Genomic DNA, 23,120 nt, shown 5'->3' on the forward strand with positions numbered 1-23,120 from the left:
TTACGCCTCGTCCTTTTGGGGAGCGGGCTGCGCGACAGCGGACCCGTTGCCGGTGGCGATCGCGGGGGTGCCGTGACCGTTGGCCGCGGCGACCTCCTTGGGCGTGGTCACCGGAGGACGGTCGGAGGGCAGTCGCTTGCCGTAACCGGCGTAGGACGGCCGCTTCTCCCTGACCACGATCGAGCTGAAGACCCGCATGACCTGGTCGCGGGAGAGGGTCTCCTTCTCCATGAGCTCCAGGACCAGGTTGTCGAGCACCTCGCGGTATTCGACGAGGATCTCCCAAGCCTGGTCGTGGGCCGACTCGATGAGGCGGCGGACCTCGTCGTCGATCGACGAGGCGATCTGCTCGGAGTAGTCGCGCTCGTGGCCCATCTCGCGGCCGAGGAAGACCTCGCCGGTGCCGGAGCCGAACTTGCGCGCGCCGAGCTTCTCGCTCATGCCGTATTCGGTGACCATGCGGCGGGCGATGGTGGTCGCCTTCTCGATGTCGTTGGACGCGCCGGTCGTGGGCTCGTGGAAGACGAGCTCCTCGGCCGTGCGACCGCCCAGCAGCATCGCGAGCTGGTCGTTCATCTCCGAACGGGTGGCCAGGAACTTGTCTTCCATCGGCAGCGTCATCGTGTAACCGAGGGCGCGGCCGCGCGACAGGATCGTGATCTTGTGGACCGGGTCGGAGTTGGGCAGCGCGTGGGCCACCAGGGCGTGTCCGCCCTCGTGGTACGCGATGATCTTCTTCTCCTGGTCGGACATGATCCGCGACTTGCGCTCGGGACCCGCCATCACCCGGTCGATCGACTCCTCGAGGATGTCCATCGTGATGAGCTTCTTGTCCTGGCGGGCGGTCAGCAGCGCCGCCTCGTTGAGGACGTTGGCCAGGTCGGCACCGGTGAAGCCGGGGGTCCGGCGGGCGATGACGTCGAGGTCGACGTCTTCGGTGAACGGCTTGCCTCGGCCGTGGACCTTGAGGATGCCCTTGCGGCCCTCGAGGTCGGGACGGTCGACGGTGACCTGCCGGTCGAACCGGCCGGGACGCAGCAGCGCGGGGTCGAGGATGTCGGGCCGGTTCGTCGCGGCGATGAGGATCACGCCGCCCTTGACGTCGAAGCCGTCCATCTCGACGAGGAGCTGATTCAGGGTCTGCTCGCGCTCGTCGTGACCACCGCCGAGGCCTGCGCCGCGGTGACGGCCGACGGCGTCGATCTCGTCGATGAAGATGATGGCGGGGGCGTTGGCCTTGGCCTGTTCGAACAGGTCACGGACCCGGCTCGCGCCGACACCCACGAACATCTCGACGAAGTCGGAACCGGAGATCGAGTAGAACGGCACGCCGGCCTCACCGGCGACGGCCCTGGCGAGCAGGGTCTTACCGGTTCCCGGTGGACCGTAGAGCAGCACGCCCTTGGGGATCTTGGCGCCGATGGCCTGGAACTTGGCGGGCGCCTGCAAGAACTCCTTGATCTCCTGGAGTTCCTCGATCGCCTCGTCGGCTCCGGCCACGTCGGCGAAGGTGGTCTTCGGCGTGTCCTTCGTGATGAGTTTGGCCTTCGACTTCCCGAAGTTCATCACCCGGGAGCCGCCGCCCTGCATCTGGTTCAGGAAGAACAAGAAGAACAGCACGATCAGAATGATCGGCAGGAAGCTCAACAGCAGGGTGACGAAGAAGTTCTCCTTGGGAACCTCGACCGTCCACCCGTTCTTCGGATTTGCCTTCGCCAGCGCGTCGGTGAACTGGACGCCCTGACCGGTCACCCAGGAAGACTGGATGCGGTCGGTCGACTTGGAGCCGACGTTGATGGGCTTGGCCAGCGTCACCTGGGCGAGCTGGTCCTTGTCAATTACCTTGGCGCTCACCACATTGCCGCTGTTGATCTGCTGGAGCACCGTGGAGGTGTCGGCGCTGGTGTAGTTCCCACCAGTGTTCATCAACGTCGTGACGAGCAGCAGAAGCACGACGATGCCCAGGATCCACAGCAGTGGCCCACGTGTAAATCGCTTGAGATCCATCCGATGCGGAACCCCGGCGGGCCCGTCCCTTCCTGACCAAGGCCTGGCCCCCTTTGGGTAAAGGGGGTCGCGGCACCCTTTGCCGCTTCTACTGATCCCAGGGCCGCCCCCGGGTTATCAGAAGGTACACCGAGCCGCCGGTGAGGGTCACCGCACGGCAGGCTCGGGCATTGCTCATCCAACGTACGTCAGGGACAGACGTGTTCCCCTCGCGGAGAGCAAATATCAAGCCCCCCGAGGGGTCACTTCGCTCAGGGCTTATTCGCCGCCATAGACATGTGGCGCGAGAGTGCCGATGAATGGGAGGTTCCGATAGCGCTCGGCATAGTCGAGCCCATAGCCGATGACGAACTCGTTGGGGATGTCGAAACCGACGTACTTGACCTCGAGGGGGACCTTCACCGCGTCGGGCTTGCGCAGCAGGGTGCAGATCTCGACGGAGGCCGGGTTGCGCGACTGCAGGTTGTTGAGCAGCCACGACAGGGTGAGGCCCGAGTCGATGATGTCTTCCACGACCAGCACGTGGCGGCCGGCGATGTCGGTGTCGAGGTCTTTCAGCACGCGGACCACACCCGACGACTTGGTGCCGGCGCCGTAGGAGGACACCGCCATCCAGTCCATCTGGATGGGCGCGTGCAGCGCGCGGGCGAGGTCGGCCATCATCATGACGGCCCCCTTCAGCACCCCGACGATCAGCAGCTCGTGGCCCGCGTAGTCGGCGTCGATCTGCCCGGCGAGCTCCTTGACCTTGGCCTGAAGCTCTTCCTCGGAGATGAGGACCTTGGACAGGTCTGTGCCCATGTCGGCTGCGTCCACCTGCGAATTCCTTACGAGAGGGAGCTGGTGAACATCAGCCTGCCATATCGCCGCACCACACCCACCCCTCCGGGTAGGTCCACTCCCTTCTGCCCCGTCCAGCTGGTCACGAGCCGCTCGGCCTCCTCGATGTGGACGGCCGCCAGGGCCGAGGGAGGCGACCCGGCGGCGACGGCGGCCCGGTGGATCACGCGGCGCCGCACCGCCGCCGGCAGCTCCGCCAGGGTGGCGGTCACCAGCCCGGTGCCCAGGTCTCTGGCCTCGGCGTAGACCCGGTCGGCCCAGTCGTCGAGGGCGTCGGCGTCGTCGCGGCAGAGCCGGGCGGTGCGGGCCAGCGCGTCGGCGATGCCGGGACCCAGCTCGGCTTCCAGTGCGGGCAGCAAGGTTTGCCGTACTTTGACCCGGGTGAACCGGGGGTCGTCGTTGTGGGGGTCGTGCCACGGGCTCAGGCCGAGTGCCTCGCAGGCCTCTTCTGTTCGTGTACGGCTGACGCCCAGCAGTGGCCGCCGGTAGACGCCGGAGACCTCGGCCATCCCCGAGAGGGAACGCGAGCCGCTGCCCCTGGCCAGCCGCAGCAGGACCGTCTCGGCCTGGTCGTCGCGGGTGTGGCCGAGCAGGATCACCGCGTTCAGTCTCGAAGAAGTCGAGTCGAGCGCCGCGTAGCGGGCGATGCGGGCCGCCGCCTCGGGCCCCCCGAGGGTGCCGACCTCGACCGTCACCGCCTCGGCGACGTCGAGGCCCAGGGTGGGCGAGAGCCGTACGAGATCATCGGCTCTCGCCCGGGAACCGGGCTGCAGGTCGTGGTCGACGGTGACCAGCCCGGCGCGGAGGCCGAGTCGCGGCGCGACGAAGCCGAGGCAGGCGGCCAGCGCCAGGGAGTCGGCGCCGCCGCTGCAGGCGGCGAGCACCAACCGGCCCTTCTCCAGTGAGGCGAGTGAAACGCGGATCGCGCGGCGGACGTCGGCGACCGCCGGATGGGGACCCATGTCAGGCGGACTTGGGCTGAGACCCGTTCTCGCCCTGCTCCAGGGCATTGGCGGTGAGGACCCGGCGCATCCACGCCTGGGGATCGGCGATCTCCTTGCGGGTGGGCAGGGTCTCCGGGGAGGTCCAGACCCGGTTGAAGCCATCCATTCCGGCCTCTTCGACCACGGTGGTCACGAAGGTGGAGCCCTCGGCGTATTGCTTCATCTTCATGTCGATGCCGAGCAGGCGGCGGATCACCTGGTCGACGCGGGAGCCACCGCCGCGGCGCTGCTGGAACTTGGCCCGGATGTCGGCCACCGACGGCACCACGCTGGGGCCGACGGCGTCCATCACGTAGTCGCCGTGGCCCTCTACCAGGGTCATCACGGCGGTCACGCGGTCGAGCACGGCCTTCTGCTCGGGGGTCTGGATCGCCTCGATGAGGTTGCCCTCGCCGCCCCGGAAGGCGTCGGCGACCGCGTCGCCGACGTCACGCGCGCGTTCGAGGAGCGTGGACAGGTCCATGTCGGAGATCGTGAGGAACTCCTTCATCTGGGCCTGGAGGTATTCGCGCAGCCACGGGACACCGGTGAACTGGACCCGGTGGGTCTCCTCGTGGAGGCAGACCCACAGGCGGAAGTCGCGCGGGTCGACGCGCAGCTCACGCTCGGTGTTGACGATGTTGGGGGCCACCAGGGTGAGGCGGCCGATCGGGGCGTTGCCGTCGGGGTCGGGCGGCAGGAACAGTTCGTACTGCCCGAGGACCCGGCTGGCCAGGAAGGCCAGGACCGCGCCGACCTCGACGCCGGTGATGCGGGAGCCGACGGCGCTGACGATGGCCGGCATGCTGCCGACCTTCCCCTCCAGCGGTTCGAGGACGACCTTGAACCCCTCGACGTTGGCCCGGATCCAGCCGGGCCGGTCGACGACGTGGGCCTCCTCCGGCGGCGCCGAGTCGATCCCGGTGAACTCCTTGACGTGGACCTCGGCCTCGCGCGACAGGCGCCGAAGCTCGCTGACGGCCTGTTTCGCTTCTTCACGGCTCACCTGTGGCCCGGGGCGGACGAGCCTGACCCCTGTGGCGACGGCGAGATCCCAGTCGATCACCTGCATGTTCACCACCGTATGTCGTCGGTTCACGCGGCGCGCGAGACCAGGGTCGCCAGCCGGTCGAGGGCCTTGACGGTCTTGCCGGGGTCGGTGACGCCGTTGGCCATGAACGCGAAGCTCAGCAGCCGTCCGTCGGCGGAGTGGACCAGACCCGTGAGTGTGTTCACCCCGTCGAGCGTGCCCGTCTTCGCCCGGACCAATCCGGCGCCGGCCCTCGAGTCGGCCTCGGTGTAGCGCTTGCCGAGGGTGCCGGTGAAGCCCGCGACCGGCATGCCGCTGACCATCGAGTGGAGTTCGGGGTGCTGCGGCGACGCCCCGAGCGCGACCAGTTTCGCCAGCGCCGCCGGGGTGATCTTGTTGGCGGTCGACAGGCCGCTGCCGTCGTGGACCTCGATGCCCTCGGTGATCCCGAGCCGGGCCAGCACGGCCAGGTAGGCCTTGGCCTGCCCGGCGTAGGTGTGGGGCTGCTTCTCGGCGATGGCGACGTGGCGGGCCAGCGCCTCGGCCAGGTCGTTGTCGCTCTCGGTGAGCATGCGCTCGACCAGGGCGTAGACCGGGGCCGACTCGACCCGGGCGAGCTCCTGGGCGGGCTGCTGATCGGACCGGGCCGCCTTGGCGGGCTTGATCGTCTTGCCGACCTTGATGCCGTATTTGGCCAGCAGGCCGCCGAACGCCTGGGCGGCGTCGGCCGGCGGGTTGGCCGAACGCGGGAAGTCCTGGCGGGGCACGACCCGGCCCTCGTCGATGGCCAGCGCGGTCACCGGGGAGGCGCTCCCCTCGGGCACGTACGTCGGCTTCCAGCCCGGGGCTGTCGTGGGCCCCTGGAAGAGCGAGGCGTCGTAGGAAAGTGTGACCGAGGTCACTCCGGCGGTCTTCAGCGCCTTGGCGGTGCGGGCGGCCAGGGTCTGGAGCGAGGCCGCCCGCGGATAGTGGTCACGCGGGTCGGCCTTGGGCCCGGCGAGGGTCGGATCGCCGCCGCCGACCAGAACGATCTTCCCGGGGGCGTTCTGCATGACCGTCGTGGCGAACGTCACATCGGCGCCGATCGAGGCCAGAGCCGCCGTTCCGGTGACCACTTTGGTGGTGGACGCCGGGGTCAGCGCGGTCGTTGAGCCCCCATCGAACAGGGTTTGCCCTGTTTCCGTGTCGATGACCGCACCTGCCACCTTGCCCCCTATTCCGGGGTCACCCATGGCGTCACGGAGCAGGGTGGTCAAAGTACTCTTAGCCGGGAGAGGGCCGTCCAGCGCGGCGATCAGAACAGGCGGTGCCGTGACGATCGGTGTGGGGGCCGGTTTCGGGGCCGCCGCCTGTATCGGAATCCGCTCGCTGCCGTTGACCACGAGGTAAACGCCTGCGGCGATGACGAACACCTGCAGCAGCGCGAGGGTGGCGATCACCACCCAACGTTCGCGTCTTACCACGTGACCTCTCCCTAGTTACGCCTACGAGACACTAACGCCACTCCGGGACCACTCGGATGGCTTGAGCGGAGGAAATGGCAGTGGAGTTCGACGTTGTCGTTGAGATTCCCAAAGGGCAACGCAACAAGTATGAAGTGGATCATGAGACCGGCCGGATCCGACTCGACCGGACGCTCTTCACGTCCACTCAATACCCTGCCGACTACGGCTTCATCGAGAACACCCTCGGCGAGGACGGCGACCCCCTCGACGCCCTCGTCCTTCTCGGGGAACCGACCTTCCCCGGTTGCCTCATCCGCTGTCGCGCCGTCGGCATGTTCCGCATGACCGACGAGAAGGGCGGCGACGACAAGGTGCTGTGCGTGCCGTCACGTGATCCCCGCCAGGAGCACATCCGCGACATCCACCACGTCCCCGAGTTCGACCGGCTGGAGATCCAGCACTTCTTCGAGGTCTACAAGGACCTCGAGCCCGGTAAGTCCGTCGAGGGCGCCAACTGGGTCGGCCGGGCCGAGGCCGAGCTGGAGATCGAGCGCTCCTACAAGCGCGCCGTCAAGCACTGATCAGCCCGGCCTCGTGGCGCCGACGTAGTCGGGCCGCCACATCGACGCGATGCGGACCACGTCTCCCGTCTGGGGGGCGTGGACCATCAGGCCGCGTCCGATGAAGAGGCCGACGTGGTGGATCGGGGTGCCGAAGAACACCAGGTCGCCGGGGCGCAGGTCGTCGTTCTCGACGTGCGGCCCCGCCGTCCACTGTGTGCCGGTCCAGTGGTCGAGCGGGACTCCAACGCGTTCCCAGGCCCGCATGGTCAGCCCCGAGCAGTCGAAGCTCGAAGGCCCGTCGGCCGCCCACACGTAGGGCTTGCCGAGCTGGGTCAGCGCCCAGCGGGTCGCGTCGCCGCCCGGCCCTTCGGCGGTGAGCGCCCAGGTGGGCGCCGGGATCGCGCCGACCCGGAACCTGGCCAGATCGAGCCGGTCCTCGATCTCCCGCTGCGCCTTCCGCAGTTCCCTGGTCTCGGTCACCTGCGTCCTGACGGCCTCCTCCGCGGCCACTTTCAGATGCCCGGCCTCCTCGACGGCCCGCTCGGCCTCGTCGAGCATGTCGGCGGCCTGGTTCTGCAGGATACGGAGCACCTCGCGGCTGTCGTCGAGGTTGTCGAGGACGGCCGCGCGCTCGTCGCCGAGCTGGGTGACCAAGCTGGCCCGGCGCATCAGTGCGGCCGGGGCGCCCGGCAGGGCCATCATCGGGCGGGCCAGGTCGACCCCGTAGGCGTCGGCGGCCAGGGCGGCGGCCCGGCTCCTGGCCTCCTCGACGGTCTTCTCGGCCGCCATCAGGTCGGCGGTGACCTCGACGTGCTCGGTCTGGGCCTCCTTCACCTTCACGAGCTCGCCGTTGTAGGCCTCGATGAGGCGTTCGGCGTTCCTGATGAGCTCGCGGCGGCGCTCCTTCGCGCGGGCCAGTTTCACCTGGGTCCGGGCGAGCTCCCGGACCTGTGCGGCGATCGTGTCGCGAGGATTCGGCGTCGCGACGGCCTCTCCCGGCGTCCCGGCCAGCAGCCCGACGACGATGATCGTCGCGGGAAGTGCCCTTGACCTGCGATTCGACATGCGGAGGCTGATTCCCGCAGGTCACTCATGACACACGGCCCTCAATGGCAAAGCTGTGTCTCTGAGGCACCACCCCTACGCGAGTCTCAGCAACCGCGAGATCCAGGGGCGCATGCCGGTGGTGACCGGGTCGGGGCCGCGCGGGTAGGCGAACACCGGGGCGTCGCCGCCGTGGGTGGCCCTCAGTTCGGCCGCCTTGCACCAGTCGGCGGTGGTCCGGCAGGCCGCCCACGCGACCGACAGGGCCGGGCGGGCCTCCGGGTGGCGTTCGTGGATCTGGGTCAGCGTGATGGCGGCGTGGGCGGCGGCGTAGCCGTCGTCGGGGTAGGCGGTGCCGGCCAGGTAGGGGGCGGTGACCCTGCCTGCGTGGGGGGTGCTCTGCACCCACGTCCAGTTGGCGACGACCAGGTTGAGGACGGGGGCGGGGAGGCGGGCGGCCTCGCCGTACATGCGGTCTTGGCGGGGGCCGGTGAGGCGGCGGGAGGACCAGAGCCAGGTGACGTCGTCGGGGGTCTGGGCCTCGGCGAGCCAGGTCAGGATGGCCAGGGCGCGGGCAGCCTGGAGGCGGCTGAGGTCGAGGACGTCGCGGAGCATCCGGGGGCCCGGGTCGAGCCAGACCGGCCAGGCCGCCTCGTGGGCCTTCGGCACGAGCGCGGCCAGCGGCTCGGCCGGCAGATCCGGATAGACCCGGCGATCACGAACGGCAAAGCCGTTTGCGGCCATGGCGTTCGCCCTTCACGTGGTCGTGCCCGTGGTCGTGGTCGTTTTCGTGGGTCTCAGGGGCGGTGGAGGCCAGTTCGACCTCGACCGGGGTGACCGTGACGACTGGGGTGACCGTGGCGACCGGGGTGGGCGAAGGCCGCGGGGGGCGGGTCTGCGGGGTCTCGTCAGGGGTTCTGCTGGGAGTGGGGCGCGGGAACCGGACGCGTTCGGGCCGGGGGTAGCGGACGCCGAGGACGGTCGGGCGCGGACGCGGTCTCACCGTCTTGTCGGGCGAGGGTTCTTCGACCGGGGTGAGGACGCGGATCACGGGCGGGACCTTCGGCGGGTAGTCGGAGACCCGGACGGCCGGGGTCGTGACCGGTGTCGCCACCGGGGGCGCGGCCACCCCGCTGCGGTTCTCCATCGGATCGGCGGTGACCTGCAGGACCAGCGCGACCACCACGGCCGCGGCGACCAGCGTGGCCAGCGCGCCGACGACCAGGTGACGCCCGCGCCGGATCTCGGGACCGGGGAAGCCCTGGGGGTCGAGCGGCCCGGCCCGGCGGGCGACGTAGCGCCGGTAGGGCAGCAGTTCGGGATCGACGAAGCAGCTCATCACCCGCACGCGGACCGTGTCGGGGATGACCGGGAGGGGCAGCAGGGCGAAGACCTTGCCGGCCGAGACCTGGCGGGCCCGGTGGGGGCGGCAGGTCTCGCAGGTGAAGATGTGGTTCACCACCCGGGCGCGGCGTTCGTCGGGGTCGCCGCCCTCGGCGTCGGCCACCAGGACCGAGCGGGCCGGGCAGTCGCCGGGGTCGCGGCGGGCCAGCACCTCGGCGGTGATGGCGTCTTGCAGCCGCAGCGACGCCGACTCTCTCAGCGCCTCCGCGTGGCGGGTGCTCAGGCCGAGCACCGTGCCCAGGTCGGCGGCGGCCAGGCCGTGGCGCAGCGACAGTTCGAGGATCTCGCGGTCGGCCGGCGGCAGGCCGTGGACGGCGTGCCAGGCGGCGGCGTCGGGGGCCTCCTCGGGCTCGGCCGGGAGGCCGGACTGCCGCCTGCGGTTGCATTCGGCGCGGGCCAGCGCGAGCAGCCAGACGTAGAGGCGGTCGGGGTCGCGCAGGACGTCGACGTGGGCCTCGGCGGCGATCATCGTGTCGCGTAACGCCACCTGGGCGCCCTCGGCGCCGAGCATGAACCAGCAGAAGCGGTAGACGCCCTCGGCGTGGGCGTCGTAGAGAGATGCGAGAGCACCCGGATCGCGGGCGCGCAGGGCCTGAACCAGGTCGCGATCGGTCATGTCACCGAAGGTAATGGATTCGTAACTTGCAGTTCAGGATTTCTGCCGCATTCTCGGCCGCTATTTTCCCGGGTATTCGAGGCGGATTCGCGATCTCACTTTTCTCCACCGAGCGGCGTGCCTTCCAGGTCGTTCGGAATACTTATCCCCAACTGGGCGAAAACGGTCGGCGCGACATCGACGAGTTTCGCCTCATGGCGGCGTTCGTGCCGGATTCCGGGGCCTGCGGCGAGCAGGAAGATCTGGCGTTCGACCGGGGTCGCGCCGCCGTGGCCGCCCTCGTCCCGGTGCCCGTGGTCGGTCACCACGATGACCGACCATTTCTCGTTCGGGAACGTGGGCCGTCGCTTGACCGCGTCGGCGAGACGCCCGATCGCCAGGTCCATGGTGTCGAGCGCGGTGGCGTACTCGGGACCGAGCGGGCCGTGTTTGTGGGCCACCTTGTCGGGGTTGACCAGGTGCAGGAAGACGACGTCGGCCTGGTGGCGGGCGATCAGGTCGGTCATCCGGCGGATGATCATCTCGTCCTTGACGTCTTCGGCGTAGTCGACGCCGGGGCGCAGGGTGGCGTGCCAGTCGACCTGGCGGAGCAGGCCGGTGTCGAAGAACGTGCGCCACAGGGTGACGGCCAGGGTGTCGAGTTCGGGGTGCGACCGTTCAATGCGAGTCAGGAAATCCGGATATCTCGTGTATTGGCGGCCGAGAAAGGTGTTGTCGTGTACGCCATGCTTTTCCGGATTCACTCCGGTGAGAATGGTCGACCACGCCGGGCCGCTCAGCGATTTCACGCCGGGGGTCAGGTCGAGTTCCCCGGTGGCGTACAGGCCCTCGCTCATGAGGGCGCGCAGGTAGGTCGCCTCGGTGGTGAGGACGCGGTCGGTGCGCACGCCGTCCACGCCGATCACCAGCACCTTCGGGACCGGTTTCGGGGCGGGTGGCTCGACTCTGGTCACCGGGCCGCAGCCCAGGGCGACGACCGTGGCGAGGGTCAGCACCCCCGCCCACAGACGTGGTCTCACGCCAGCCCGCCGGCCACGATCGCCAGGCCGGCCGCGGCGGCGGCCGAGGCGCCCAGCGCGAGGGTCACCCCGGCGCAGACCATGGCGGTCTCGACGACGCCCCGGTTGATCGACCTCGGGTGGTCGGCGGCGATCTCGCGCAGCGCCCGGACGCCGGTGACCAGCGCGGCCAGGGCGAGGAAGACGCCCACGCCGCCCAGGAAGAGGAGCGGGAGCGAGAGGTAGCCGAGCCGGGCGGTCCAGACGACCGAGGTGTACGGGGCGTCGCGCCGGGCCACCGCGGCCTCGACCAGGGCCCAGGAGGTCATCAGGTCTTTCGTGGAGGCGGTGCCACGCCCGAATCGCGGAGTGGGTCGTACTTTGAGGTTCTTCATGGAAACCGCCCCCGGAAGAAGATCGTGCCTTATTCGGGGATTATCACGAACGCTGGGTAATCGCGCCGCGACGCACGGTTTCTTGAGGTTCCCTGGCCGATCTATGGACCGTTGGCACGTGCCAACGTACTGTCAAAGTCGGATTTTTCGCCATCGGGGCTCTTTGGACGGAGAAGTCTGATCGCTACCGCATGCCTGGAAATCCACGTCATCAACGTGAGTCAGGGCGACTCCATCCTCATCGTCAACCGGGACCCGGTCGAACTCGAGAAGGCGATCCGCAAGGCGGGCCACCGGTCGTCGCTGCCCTCCGACGAGATGGACCACCTCCCCTTCGCGGTGGAGAAGGAAGTGCCGCTCCTGGGCACCGTGAAGCGGGCGCTGCTGATCGACGGCGGTGACAGTTCGTACGGCGACGACGTCGTGGTGATGATGCGGCGCCTCGGCGTGGTCGACGAACCGGGCTTCTACAAGGACCTCTACATGATGGTCAGCCACTTCCACGCCGACCACCAAGCCGGCCTGCACGGGGTGCTGGCCACCAAGCAGCCCTCGCAGAAGAAGGGCAAACGGCCCGGCTACCTCCTCCGGTACGTCCCCGGGAAGATCTTCGTCAATCCGCTGTACGAGAAGGCCACCGTCCCGAAGAACAAGCTCTTCCCCGCGTTCATGGAGATCATCACGAAGATCAGCGACCTGTCCCGCGGGGCGAGCCGCACCCAGGTCGTGACGGTCCTGCCCGGAGGCCTCGATCCCTCCGTCACCTTCCGCAGGCCGCTCACGATCAGCCTCGGCGACGGCGCCACGGACCGGAACGGCCACCGCATCCCCATCGACATCCGGATGGTGGCCTCAGGACAGCGGGTCTACCACCCCGCGAAGAAGGACCTGGACGACGTCCCGCCCAAGGGCAAGAACAAGAACGCCGTGGACATGAACGACCGATCGCTCTGCTTCATGCTCACTTATGGATCGTTCCGATTCTTCAGCGGCGGCGACATCGCGGGCGACGGGAAGGACGTCGGCGGCAACTTCCTCCTCAACGCGATGAGCGACCGGCCCACGAGCAAGAAGAACTCGAAAAAGAAAAAGAACAAGAAGATCGGCTCGTCGCACGGCGACGTCGAGACGGTCCTCGGCCCGGCGCTGGAGGCCGCGTTCCCGGCCACGCCCACGGAGAAACGCAAACCCGGGTTCGACAGGTTCCCCTTCAACGGGCACGCCACCGTGATGAAGGCCAGCCACCACGCCAGCGCGTCGAGCGTGGACGTGCACTTCCTGACCACGATCCGGCCCTACGTCGTGGCGATCTCCTGCGGGTTCAAGGCGCGGGCGCACGACCATCCCACCCAGCAGGTGCTGAATCGGCTCCACCGCACCGCCACCGCCGAATGGGGGGTGCGCGGGACCACCGCCAAGGTGCCCAACAGCGTGGAGGGCCTGTATCTCACCGAGGTCGTGAAGAAACGCAAGGGCCGGACGTACGACACGCATGTGGGAGACGGCCGGCTGGTGGGCGACATCGTGATCCGGCCGACGGACGACTCGATCGTCAGCGTCCGGGCCAGCGCCTCTGGCCTGCCCCGGGTCAAGGTCCAGGTGTACGGCACCGGCGACCAGACCGACACGTCCGACAGCGGGAACGAGCTGTTCGACTCGGCCGGCGACACCCGCGGCCCCTATCCGATCGGCCCCTACGAGCACCCGAGGAGCTAGGCGCGTGCCTCTCACCAGGATCGAGCGCAACGGGCGTTTCTACCTGACCGGGGTCGTGGACGGCTCCGCCGAGGTCTACCTGGGAACCCGGAGTCTTCCGGTGGGAAACCACTGGGTCGGCTTCGACGACGACTTCAGCAATCCGCTGGTGATGCGGGCGTTCTACGACCCCACCCACCTCAGCCTGCCGAGCGGCTACGAGACCGTCGGATATCAGCAGTTCGTCCAGTTCACCTATGACGGCGTGCCCATCCCGCCGTCGGTCTTCAGCCCCCGGATGACCGCCCGGGAGCTCTACACGACCGAGGACCAGACGTTCGTGGACTTCATGGACCCCGGCGACGCCGAGTTCCAGCGGCTGGAGGTGCCCTTCTACGCCTACAACGCGATCCTGCTCGAAGGCCCCTTCCAGGACTGGTACCTGCATCCCCACACGAACGGCTCCCTCTACAGGGTCGGCGGCGGGACGGGGCTGAGCCGGTGCCCCTCGATCGTGGCGGAGGTGTCGGCCGATCTCCTGGAGGCCGCGGATGTCACCGCTCTGGTCGCCCGGCACGAGGCTCTGGTGGAGATCCCGATCAGGCCGGACGACACGCGGGAGCCGTACCGGATCGCGATCGACCATCTCACCGCGCGCAACGTCGACAGCGACGACGAGGACGACGCGCCGCTCCTGGAGGACGTCCCCACGTCGGCGATGTCGGCCAAGGTCGTGGGCGACTACGTGCTGCTGACGCTGCCCGGCGAGGAGCAGTTCGGGCCGACGCTGGTCATCACGACGGATCTGCGGCCCCGCCGGGTGGTGGTCTACCTGATCGCCGAGTGCGACATGGCGGCGACCACGGCCAACGTCGCGTCGGCGGCGCTCTGGCGGATCTTCGAGTACCTCAAGGACGAGGACGCGCTGACCGGCACCCAGCTCTTCCAGGCCATGACCACGCACCAGCGCAGGCGGGGACGCGGCGGCCTGAACGCCCCGCCCTTCCCGCTCAAGCCCACCGATTACAAGATCGAGATGAGGTACACCACCATCGTGGCCGCGGCGAAGACGCGTATGCGCCGGGGCGGTGAGCGGTTCGTCTCCGGTTTCACCTGGTCGGTGCTGCTGAGCTACGACGAGGACACCGGGCTCATGGAGTGCTCCACGATCAGGCGGCCGAAGGAACTGACCAGGTTCGCCCCCGCGCCCACGAGCAGGGCCTACTTCGACGGCCGGACCTCACCGCTGCGCTCGCGGTACGCCATCGACATCGGCGACTTCACCCGGGCCGCCATGCTCCGCGACGACTTCGCAGCCGGGACCAAGCTCACCTTCCTCTGACAGGAGTCGTCCGATGAGCACTCCCCCGTGGCCCGGACCGGACGTGACGCTCCGATACGAGCGCGAGCGGCTGATCGCGACATGGACCTCGGTTCCCGGCGCCTTCCGCTACCGCGTCGTGGTGACCGCCCCCGGCTTCGAACACCGCGAGGAGGTCGCCGAACCACCGCTGGTCTGCGCCTTCACGCCCTTACCCGGGGTCGGCTACACGGTGACCGTCGAGGCCGTCGGCCGACCCAGCGAGCCCGTGACGCTGACGATCCCGGACGACCTCCTGATCCTGCGCGACCTGCGCGACCGGCTGGGCGGGGGTCGCGCCCAGACGTTCGAGACGATCGAGCAGCCCGACGTGGCGGCGCTGATCGGTTCCTTCGTCCTGTACGACGCCGAGACCGCCCTCGACGAGACCGCCCTCACCCTCACCCTGACCGGCTCCTCCACCTCCCTGACGGAGGTGCCGGGCGACGTCGACCTGGTCTTCACCGTGTCGCCCGACCACCTGCTGCGCGCCACGTGGACGGCCCGGCCCCCTGAGCCCTACCGGCTGGCCGACACCTTCGAGACGCTGGCCGGAGGCGAGTACGACTACCTCGACCTGACCGGCCCGGTGTTCGTCGCCACCACGTTCGCGCACACGGTGGACGGCGTGTTCTTCCCGCTCCGGGAGGGGCTGTCGTTCCAGGCCGGAATCCTGGAGCCCGAGGAACTGCGGGTCGGCGGCGCGCTGACCGTCGACGGCGACGTACCCGCCTTCGACTGGACCGGCGAGCGAACCCTGGCCCCGCTCGCCCATCACCCACTGTCGCTCACGGACGGCCGGGTACGGCTGACGCCTGCGCGGCTGGAGATCCACGGCTCGGTGCCGCTGACCGCCGACCACGCGGCCGACGGCGTGCTCGACTTCCCCACGACCATCACGCCAGAACCCGCTCTGCGGCTGACCGACTCGTCACTGACCGGGACCCCCGCCGACCTGCTGGCCCTCCTGGATCTGGACGACGTGGTCGGCGAGCGGCTGCCCGCGTCCCTGCTGGAGGTCACCGGAGCGCGGCTGCGCGGGGTGACGATCACGCCCACCGTGACCACGCTCACGCTCGCCTTCGGGGCGTCGTGGTCGCCGGGACCCGGACTGACCCTGTCGGACCTCCGGCTGGAGGCGACCGTCTGGCCGGGCGCCTGCGCCGCCGCGCTGGCCGGCACGCTGACGATCGGCGAAGGCGAGTACACGATCCGGGCCGGGGCTTTCTCCGACGGGCCGCTGTATCTGGAGCTCGACCGGGCCGGAACCGTGCCGCCGGACGCGCTGACCGGGCTCGCCGACATGGGCGTCGGCGACGCGACCGGCCTGCTGCCCGCGTCGCTGTTCGAGGACGTCCCGCTGACGCTCACCCACGCCGCCGTGCTGGCCGACCCGGAGGCGGACACGCTGCTCGAGATCGAGTTCACGATCGCGCAGACCAGGCCGCTGACGACCGGCCTCCTGACGATCACGGGGTGGACGGCGGAGTTCTCGCTGGCCCCGGACAAGGCCGGGACCTGGCGGCCCTCGGCCCGGCTGGCCGGGACGGTCGCCATCGGCGGAGCCGACTTCCCGATCTCGGTGAGCCTGCCTCCGGAGGAGTTCTGGACGCTGGAGCTCGCCGAGGACTCGGTCGTGCCGCTGCCCTCGATCGACGATCTGCTCGACCTGGTGGGAAGCCCGGCGCTGCCCGCGGGGCTGGGGAACCTGGACAGCCTGGAGATCACCGGGTTCAAGCTCTCCCTCGATCCGGGTCTCACCCGGATCGAGTACCTGTTCCTGCGCATCGGCCAGTCGTCCGAATGGGTGATCATCGACGGCTCGCTCGCGCTCACCGACTTCTCGGCCGCGCTGTCGATCTCCCCGGGCGGGTCGGCGGGGTTCCTCCAGGGCACCATCGTCATCGGCGACACCGAGGTCGACGCCGGGCTGGTCAAGAACGGTCCCGAGGAAGACTGGGTGCTGCGGGCCGCGTACATGAACTCGATCACGGTGAACGCCTGGGACGAACTGGAGGACTGGTTCGCGTCCGGCACGATCTCCCGGATGCTGCCCGCGCTGCCGCTCGCCGACGGGTTCGACGTCGCCCAGGTCTGGTTCCGCTTCGCCGCGGGCAGCGGCGATCTGACGTCCTTCGGCTTCACCCTGTACGCCGCGAACCTGTGGACGGTGATCGACCCGCACCTGTCGCTGACGCGGGTCAGGGCCGAGCTGGAGATGCCGTGGCCGATGGAGACCGGCGCGATCGTGGCCCGGCTGGGCGGGGTCGTGACGATCGCCGGGGCGCACATCGGCATCACCGCCGTCAGACCGGGCGACGGGCAGCCGTGGGAGTTCACCGGCGTCCTGCTGGAGGGGCTGACGATCGATCTCGTGTCGGCCGCCGGTGAGCTGGCCGGGCTCGCGCCGCCCGCTGACGCGGAGGACTTCGGCCTGCCGACGTCGATCACGATCGAGAGCGCCGAGGTGCGCGCGATCCCCGACCGGGGGGAATTCCACTTCACCGGCAGCGCCGGCTTCGACTGGGAGTTCACGATCGCGGACACGCGGTTCGCGGTCCGGTCCGTCGGCGGGGCCGTCGACGTCGTGCCCGGGTCTGCCGAGCCGGTCGTCGCGCGGGTGACCGGCGAGTTCGAGTTCGCGACCGTGCGCGCGGAGGTCGGGCTGCGGTTCGGCGAGACGCACACCGTGCTCACCGCGGTCGTGGACGACCATCTCGGCACCCTCGACCCGAAGGCCGTCACCGGGATGGGGACCGGCGGCTCCGCCTTCCCGGCGAACCTGCCGGCGCTGGCGTTCTCCGAGGCCGCGCTCGCCTTCGACCTCACCGCGCGGACGTTCCTCGTGTACGGCGAGATCACCTGGGGACCTCCCGCCACACCTCACGTGGCGACCGCGCTGGTCTACTGCGAACCGGGCTCCGAGGGGTGGTCGTACGCCCTCGCGCTCGGGCTGGGCAGCGGGTTCAGGTTCGCCCATCTCTTCCCGGCGCTGTCGGTGATCGACGGGATCCTGCTGGTGCGGGAGGCCCGTCTGGTGGTGTGCGACCTGCCGGAGACGAGTCTGGGCGAGCTCGCCACGACCACCACGGAGACGCTGGCCCGCGTCGACCAGACCGCGGCATCCCCGCTGAAGGCGCTCGGCCCCGATCCGGCGGCGTTGTCCCAGGGCGTCTACGTGACCGCCGAGCTGGAGTTCGGCACGGGACTGTTCGCCCATGTGCTGAAGATCGGCGAGCAGCCGGAGACACCGCCGGTGGTGCGGATCTTCGCCGTGGTGGACCAGGCGCGGGCGGTCAACACCGTCTTCGGGGCCGACCTGCCGGACATCGTGGTCCTGAGCACGATCGCGTTGACCCGGATGCGGCTGGTCTACCGGCCCGCGCTGAAGGACCGGATCGAGCTGACCGGGACGGTCGGGCTGACGGGGATCTTCGACACGTCCTACAGCTTCGGCGTGAACCTGATCGTGGACGACACCGGGCTGGTCACCACGGTCGAGCAGACGTCCGAGAAGATCACCAACCCGTTCGGGCTGCCCGGCATCGAGCTCGCCCAGCTCGGCGTGGAGATCGCCTACACGTGGGGAGTCGGCGCCGCGCCCACCACCTCGACCTATGAGCTGGTCGGGAAGGTCCTGATCGGGCGGGTCCCGGCGGTGGGCGCGGCCGACGACCGGGCCTCGCTGACCGGGCGGCTGCGGCTCGTCGACGGCTCCCCCGAGTTGTTCTCGATCGAGGTCGACCGTGATCTGGACATCGGCCGCCTGCTGGCCTCCCTGGTGACCGGCGACGGGGCCGACTGGCCCGCCGACTATGTGGATCTGGTCTTTCTCAGGAACACGAACGTGCGCTACGCCACCCCGAAATGGGTGCGGGCACACCCGTCGTTCCACGCGGGGCTGGAGATCGCCGCGCGGATCCGGGTGACGCTGCTGGTGACGCTGGACCTGTCCGCGACCGTCACCTTTCTCAGCGACGGCGACGGTAACCGGGTGGGCGTACAGGCCGACATCGCGCTGCTCCATTCGCTCGACCTGGTGATCCTGGAACTGGCCGGGCCGCCGGATGACCTCGCGGCGGTGCCCGACGCGCCCTACACGGGCGGTCCCCGGCTCACGATCGAGACGGGCGCCACGCCGAAGTTAGAGCTCAGCACGGGCGTCAACGTCCTGGGCAGCCCGTTCATGCACGCCACCATCGCCGTGCGCAGGCAGCCGGACGGCGGGAACCGGTTCACCGGGACGCTCGTGGCGGCCAGGGAGCTGGAGCCCTTCGGGAAGCCCGAGCTGGAGATCGCGTACACGACCCATCCCGGCCTCGACAGCGAGGTCGAGATCGTCAACTGGCCCGACTTCACGTGGACGCGCGAGCTGTTCGACGTCTTCGCGACGATCAGGTCGATGGCCGCTTCGTCGGGGCCATGTGGGCAGCTCTCCAAGCTGGTGGCCGGGCGTGTCTATCACACGGCGTTCACGCTGAGCCCCGACGTGAGCGTGGCCGACGGGCTGCTCGCCTTCGACCTCACGGGCACGTACTCCTATCGGATGGACCGGGCGGAGCACGCGTTCCTGGAGGTGACGCTGCCGCCGCTGCGGGTGGAGATGGCTGTCGGCACGACGTGGGAGCAGGTGCCGGAACGGCTGGCGGCGGCGGTTCTGGTGGCCGCTCCCCGGTTCGCGGCGGATCTGCTCGCCCAGCCGGAGAAGATCGCCATCCTGGTCGGCATGCTGGTCGGGGAGGAGGCCGTGCAGGCGGCGATCCAGCTCGCGTGCGAGGGCCTGGTCCGGGGCGCGGTGGCGGCCGCCGCCGAGGCCGCCGCGCTCGCGGCAGCGGCGGCGGGCGTGACGGTCATCACGGCCGCGACCCTGCTCAGCGTGGTGACCGAGTCGCTGTCGGATTCCGATGAACACAGCTCGGGCGGCGGGTCGGGTGGCGGCTCAGGGTCGGATTCGGATGACGACTCCGAGGAAGGCTCCGGGGGTGGCACCGGAACCGACGTTCCCGATGTGCCGGTGCTCAAGCGGCTCACCTACGCCGACGGGAAGATCACCGCGGCGTGGGACGCCGCCGCGCGGGGCAGTGCGTACACCTTCGAACTGCTCGATCCGGCGGGTGTCAGCCTGGGGTCGCATGACGTCGGCCTCGCGCTCACGGTCGAGATTCCCCTCCAGGCTCCCGGGCTGGCCGACGGCGTTCACCACGGCCGGGTCCGGGCGGCTCGCGGGCCGGCGGTCAGTGGCTGGGCGGCGCTGCCGCTGGTCAAGTCGCCTCCGCCGGTGGTCACCGTCGCCTCCGTCTGGCCGGATCTGGTGGTGACCTGGACCGACCCCTCGCCCGCCGACGTCTACGAGGTTCTGGTGGGAGACGCCCTGATGGCGGTGGAGGGCGACCGGTTCACGGCGCCCGTGCCGGAGGAACCGGTGACCGTCAAGGTCAGGGCGGTCAGGGCGGGCGAGATCCCCGGTGACTGGAGGGAGGTCGCTTTCGTCCCGCTGCCCGCGCCGGTGCTCGGACCGATGCGTCAGGACGGCGACACGCTGTGGCTGACCTGGACGCCCCCGTCGGGGTCGCTGGGGTATCAGGCCCAGTTCTATGTCGGGCACGGCTGGTCGTGGGTGAGGACCGACGAGGACGGCAACGTCATCGAGAGCGGGTCGAGCTTCCGGGAGGACGTCCTGGCCGAGGCCACCGGGGAGGCCGCCGACGGGCGGACGGCGATGGACCTGAGTCAGGGTTTCGGCGGGCTGCGGATCCGGTTCACCCTGCCCGGTCAGACGGGGCCGTGGCACTTCACGTATCCGGACGTCCTGTCCGCCGTCACGGTCACCGAGTCGTCCTATGCCGACCAGACGATCCACCTGGCCTGGACCGACGTCGGCAGCGCGGGCTACGAGGTCCGGCAGGACCCCGGCGACGTGCGGACGGTCGTCACCACACCGGGGCTCGACATTCCCACCGGGCACGTCGACGAGCCCGTGGTCTGGCGGTTTCTGGTCCGGGCCGTCTCGGGTGAGAACGTCGGCGTCTGGAGTGAGGCCGTCGAGTTGCGGCCTCTCGGCCCGCCGGAGGATCTGACCGCCGACTGGAACGGTGTCGCCGTCCGGATGACCTGGTCGCCGGTCGAGGGGGCGGCCCAGTATCGGGCCCGGCTGCTCAACGCGCAGGGCACCGTCCTGCGGGTCACGGTGACCCCGGCGCTCTTCGCCGAGATGCCGGTCCCTGCCGTGACGGGGCAGGTCAGGGTGCCGGGGCACCCGTGGTCGCCGGTCGTCCAGGTGGCCCGTTACACGTGCCTGGCGCTCGGGGTCGCGCCGGGCAGCGGGCTGGGGGCCTACATCCCGGCTGTCCTGCGGGTGTCCAAGCAGGATCTCGACGCCGTGTACAGACCGAGTCAGGCCTCGCCCCGGACCGGCTGGGTGGCCTCCCAGCAGGGGCCCGGCGGGCCGTTGTCGGTGATCGCGCTGCTGGCGGCGGCGATCGTCGCGGCGGACCGGGCCACCCGGGAGCAGGTGTACGCCGCCGTGACCGCCGGGCCGGAGCACGCGGTCACCGCTCAGGTCAGCGCGCTGCCTGAACCTCATCGGGTGCTGGAGGTCCTGCTGCGGCTCGTCTCGGTGCTGTCGGCCAAGGGGGTGCTGACCGGTGCCGCGCCCTACCAGGTGTTCAACGGCTCGATCACGTCGGCGTACGCGAGGGAGGGAACGGGGCCCGTGGTCTGCGTCGCGTTCGGAACGGGCACCCTGCCCGGCGCCGCTGCGCCCGGGACGCGGGGGAACGCGGTGTTCGGGGTGACCGAGGACCGGGTGGCGGTCTACCTGCCGTCGCCGGCGAACACCACCTGGCTGGCCTTCCCCGATTCACCGGCGCTTCCACGGACGCTGCTGCTGCGCCTGATGCGGCTCCTGGCCGACCGGGGGGTGCTGACCGACGCGGAGGTCCATGACGTCCTCGCCGCCGCGAGAGCGCTGGATTGAGCCCGGTCGTGGTTGAGACTAGCCCTTGCAGTAGGGCACGCCCGGTTCTCCTCTGACGACAATGCGGGTGCCGCATGTTCCGGGGTGGTTGCAGCAGGCAATGCCGTCGCAGCACTGGTCACAGCATTGCTCCCCACTGTCGGGACAGGGAGTGCGTTGCCCGCAGCAGCGTGTGCGCTGCGGTGTGGCCTTGTCGCGCGGGCAGCAGCCGTTCTCCTGCGTGCACACCTCGTCGGGCTTACAACGCCGGCCCGACGCCTGGCAGACCTCGCCGCGCGGGATGCACCCCTCATTGGTGCATACCTCGTCAGGCTTGCAGCGCCGGCGCGAGGGCAGGCAGAGCTCGCTGTGGAGAACGCATCCCTCTTCGGTACATGCCTCGTTGGGCTGACAGCACCCGAATGGCGAGCAGGGTGTCCCCGGCCAGCAGTTCTCAACGATGCCATCGCGGCAGACCGAAGTGTCCGGCCAGTAGGCGTTGCCGTCGCAGCACGACATGTCACGCTGGAGGCAGGAAACGTTTCTTCCTCCATCAGGACGCGGCTCACCGATGCACGGGTCGGTGCCTCGATAGCAGCAGTATTCCTTTCCGTCCAGCCAGAATGAATCGCACGGCGGAAGCGGCGGGGAATCACACCAGATCCGACATGGCGGCTCACATTCGTATCGTTCTCCACCTCCGTCCATGCATTCTCTCGTGCAGTCCTCCACGCAGTCCGCAGGCAGGACACGGCTCTCCATGCCGGCCCCGCTCGCGACTGTGCGGTATTGCCTCCTGGTCTGGTAGAGCGAACTCTCCGCCGTAGCGGTCGGCATTACCATGACGCCCGCGCCTCCCGGCTGCGTTATCGGTCGTAGTACGGAGACAGCTTGGTGGTCAGATAAGGAAACTCCTCTTCGACATCCACCCGGACGAAGAATTTCTCCGTGACGTCGGTCCTCCGGTCGGTGAACGAGAAAATGACGTCCAGGATCTTGCGCACCCCGCTCAGGCGCGACGGACGGGTTTCGATCGCCGTCAGCGTGGCGCCGGCGGCATGCGCCACCGCGCACTTGGCATAGATGCTGGGATATCGCAGGGCCACATAATTGACCGCGCGGTGCTCGTCGTACGCACCGGCGTTGTCGGTGATCTGCATGACCCTCTCGAACAGCTCCTCCGCAGCCGCGCGGAACTGTTCCTCCGCGATATCCTCCGGCTTCGGCAGAGCCTGGACGAGTGAGCCGGCGCTGAAAGCGTAGATTTGGTCGAATGCCACCATCGGCAGCATCAGTCCGTTGCAGACGTCAGGCGGCGCGAGAGGTCCCCGCAGCCCGATCACGGCATGAAGATCTGTCGACCGCGGGGCCTCACCAAGGGCCTCCACGAGCTGCGCGACGTCGGCGGGGTCGCGTGCACGCAGTAGGTAGGTGTCCAGCCCCTGGATGGTCAGCACATAGCACAACTGGCGAGCCAGGTAGCGATTCTGTGATGCGGAGAGCACGGCGTGCAGCGCTTGGCGATCGGTCATGTCCGCGGTTTCGGCGCGTCCGGTCGCCTGCGCGAATTCCTTCTCCACGCCCAGGCTCGGCATACGCGGTTCGATCCGGCCGAGCGCATATACATAGGGTGAACCGACTTCACCGCCCTGGCTTTCGGCCGCGGATACTCCGTGACCGCATTTCAGGCAACCATGCGCTTCTGGCGGCGGCACAGGAGTCGTATCGTGAGGTGACGTCTCCGTTGAGGCAGGCTGCACAGTCAGCTGCTCGAGCTCTTCCATA

At 69.4% G+C, this 23,120-nt stretch carries 15 protein-coding genes; 4 read left to right on the top strand and 11 right to left on the bottom strand.

What is annotated here, in order from left to right:
- The 5 genes from ftsH to dacB all read right to left on the bottom strand — a co-directional run bounded on the left by ftsH (window position 1) and on the right by dacB (window position 6,299).
- The gene (ftsH, locus tag AW272_RS17935) at window positions 1–2,007 is read right to left on the bottom strand and encodes an ATP-dependent zinc metalloprotease FtsH (RefSeq protein WP_066366322.1); all 2,007 of its coding nucleotides are present in this window, start codon (window positions 2,005–2,007) and stop codon (window positions 1–3) included.
- Between the two features lie 258 nt (window positions 2,008–2,265).
- Window positions 2,266–2,823: a hypoxanthine phosphoribosyltransferase gene (hpt, locus tag AW272_RS17940; RefSeq protein WP_066366326.1), complete on the bottom strand. Its 558-nt coding sequence runs from the start codon at window positions 2,821–2,823 to the stop codon at window positions 2,266–2,268.
- Between the two features lie 11 nt (window positions 2,824–2,834).
- Window positions 2,835–3,809, bottom strand: coding sequence for a tRNA lysidine(34) synthetase TilS (gene tilS, locus AW272_RS17945; RefSeq protein WP_066366327.1), 975 nt, complete (start codon window positions 3,807–3,809; stop codon window positions 2,835–2,837).
- Window position 3,810: 1 nt separating this feature from the next.
- A complete protein-coding gene (locus AW272_RS17950) occupies window positions 3,811–4,902 on the bottom strand; it encodes a zinc-dependent metalloprotease (protein ID WP_174551829.1) in 1,092 nt (363 codons plus the stop codon).
- Window positions 4,903–4,925: 23 nt separating this feature from the next.
- Window positions 4,926–6,299, bottom strand: a complete 1,374-nt coding sequence (dacB, locus tag AW272_RS17955; protein WP_083958451.1) for a D-alanyl-D-alanine carboxypeptidase/D-alanyl-D-alanine endopeptidase — start codon at window positions 6,297–6,299, stop codon at window positions 4,926–4,928.
- 104 nt (window positions 6,300–6,403) lie between these two features.
- Here dacB and AW272_RS17960 point away from each other — a divergent pair, with 104 nt between their 5' ends.
- Window positions 6,404–6,886, top strand: a complete 483-nt coding sequence (locus AW272_RS17960; RefSeq protein WP_066366329.1) for an inorganic diphosphatase — start codon at window positions 6,404–6,406, stop codon at window positions 6,884–6,886.
- On the opposite strand, the gene AW272_RS17965 is transcribed toward AW272_RS17960, so the two are convergent.
- From AW272_RS17965 to AW272_RS17985, 5 genes are all read right to left on the bottom strand, one after another.
- Entirely contained in the window at window positions 6,887–7,933 is a 1,047-nt protein-coding gene (locus AW272_RS17965) for a C40 family peptidase (RefSeq protein WP_066366331.1), read from the bottom strand. It abuts the gene before it with no gap.
- A gap of 75 nt (window positions 7,934–8,008) precedes the next feature.
- A complete protein-coding gene (locus AW272_RS17970; protein WP_066366333.1) occupies window positions 8,009–8,656 on the bottom strand; it encodes a hypothetical protein in 648 nt (215 codons plus the stop codon).
- A complete protein-coding gene (locus AW272_RS17975; RefSeq protein WP_066366335.1) occupies window positions 8,628–9,932 on the bottom strand; it encodes an RNA polymerase sigma factor in 1,305 nt (434 codons plus the stop codon). The genes AW272_RS17970 and AW272_RS17975 overlap by 29 nt, the downstream gene beginning before the upstream one ends.
- A 95-nt stretch (window positions 9,933–10,027) precedes the next feature.
- On the bottom strand, window positions 10,028–10,951 hold the full coding sequence (locus AW272_RS17980) for an alkaline phosphatase family protein (protein WP_083958420.1): 924 nt from the start codon (window positions 10,949–10,951) through the stop codon (window positions 10,028–10,030).
- Window positions 10,948–11,325: a hypothetical protein gene (locus tag AW272_RS17985; protein ID WP_157518616.1), complete on the bottom strand. Its 378-nt coding sequence runs from the start codon at window positions 11,323–11,325 to the stop codon at window positions 10,948–10,950. Before AW272_RS17985 ends, AW272_RS17980 begins: the two co-directional genes overlap by 4 nt.
- Before the next feature lie 216 nt (window positions 11,326–11,541).
- Between AW272_RS17985 and AW272_RS17990 the strand changes: the two genes are divergently transcribed.
- The 3 genes from AW272_RS17990 to AW272_RS18000 are packed head-to-tail and all read left to right on the top strand — an operon-like array spanning window position 11,542 to window position 21,356.
- Window positions 11,542–13,041: a ComEC/Rec2 family competence protein gene (locus AW272_RS17990; RefSeq protein ID WP_066366342.1), complete on the top strand. Its 1,500-nt coding sequence runs from the start codon at window positions 11,542–11,544 to the stop codon at window positions 13,039–13,041.
- A gap of 4 nt (window positions 13,042–13,045) precedes the next feature.
- Complete coding sequence (locus tag AW272_RS17995; protein WP_066366345.1) at window positions 13,046–14,362, top strand: hypothetical protein; 1,317 nt, start codon at window positions 13,046–13,048, stop codon at window positions 14,360–14,362.
- A gap of 13 nt (window positions 14,363–14,375) precedes the next feature.
- Window positions 14,376–21,356, top strand: a complete 6,981-nt coding sequence (locus AW272_RS18000; RefSeq protein ID WP_157518617.1) for a hypothetical protein — start codon at window positions 14,376–14,378, stop codon at window positions 21,354–21,356.
- An 845-nt stretch (window positions 21,357–22,201) separates the two neighbouring features.
- Here the strand turns inward: AW272_RS18000 and AW272_RS18005 are convergent.
- A complete protein-coding gene (locus AW272_RS18005; protein WP_169807563.1) occupies window positions 22,202–23,119 on the bottom strand; it encodes a cyanobactin maturation protease PatG family protein in 918 nt (305 codons plus the stop codon).
- Window position 23,120: the final 1 nt, after the last annotated feature.

The organism is Herbidospora mongoliensis, assembly GCF_001570545.1.
Lineage (GTDB): Bacteria > Actinomycetota > Actinomycetes > Streptosporangiales > Streptosporangiaceae > Herbidospora > Herbidospora mongoliensis.

Bases quoted from the DNA above. Each gene is read 5' to 3' on its own strand.
- ftsH (WP_066366322.1), bottom strand. From the start codon at position 2,007: ATGGATCTCAAGCGATTTACACGTGGGCCACTGCTGTGGATCCTGGGC.
- tilS (WP_066366327.1), bottom strand. From the start codon at position 3,809: ATGGGTCCCCATCCGGCGGTCGCCGACGTCCGCCGCGCGATCCGCGTT.
- AW272_RS17950 (WP_174551829.1), bottom strand. From the start codon at position 4,902: ATGCAGGTGATCGACTGGGATCTCGCCGTCGCCACAGGGGTCAGGCTC.
- AW272_RS17965 (WP_066366331.1), bottom strand. From the start codon at position 7,933: ATGTCGAATCGCAGGTCAAGGGCACTTCCCGCGACGATCATCGTCGTC.
- AW272_RS17970 (WP_066366333.1), bottom strand. From the start codon at position 8,656: ATGGCCGCAAACGGCTTTGCCGTTCGTGATCGCCGGGTCTATCCGGAT.
- AW272_RS17975 (WP_066366335.1), bottom strand. From the start codon at position 9,932: ATGACCGATCGCGACCTGGTTCAGGCCCTGCGCGCCCGCGATCCGGGT.
- AW272_RS17985 (WP_157518616.1), bottom strand. From the start codon at position 11,325: ATGAAGAACCTCAAAGTACGACCCACTCCGCGATTCGGGCGTGGCACC.
- AW272_RS18000 (WP_157518617.1), top strand. From the start codon at position 14,376: ATGAGCACTCCCCCGTGGCCCGGACCGGACGTGACGCTCCGATACGAG.
- AW272_RS18005 (WP_169807563.1), bottom strand. From the start codon at position 23,119: ATGGAAGAGCTCGAGCAGCTGACTGTGCAGCCTGCCTCAACGGAGACG.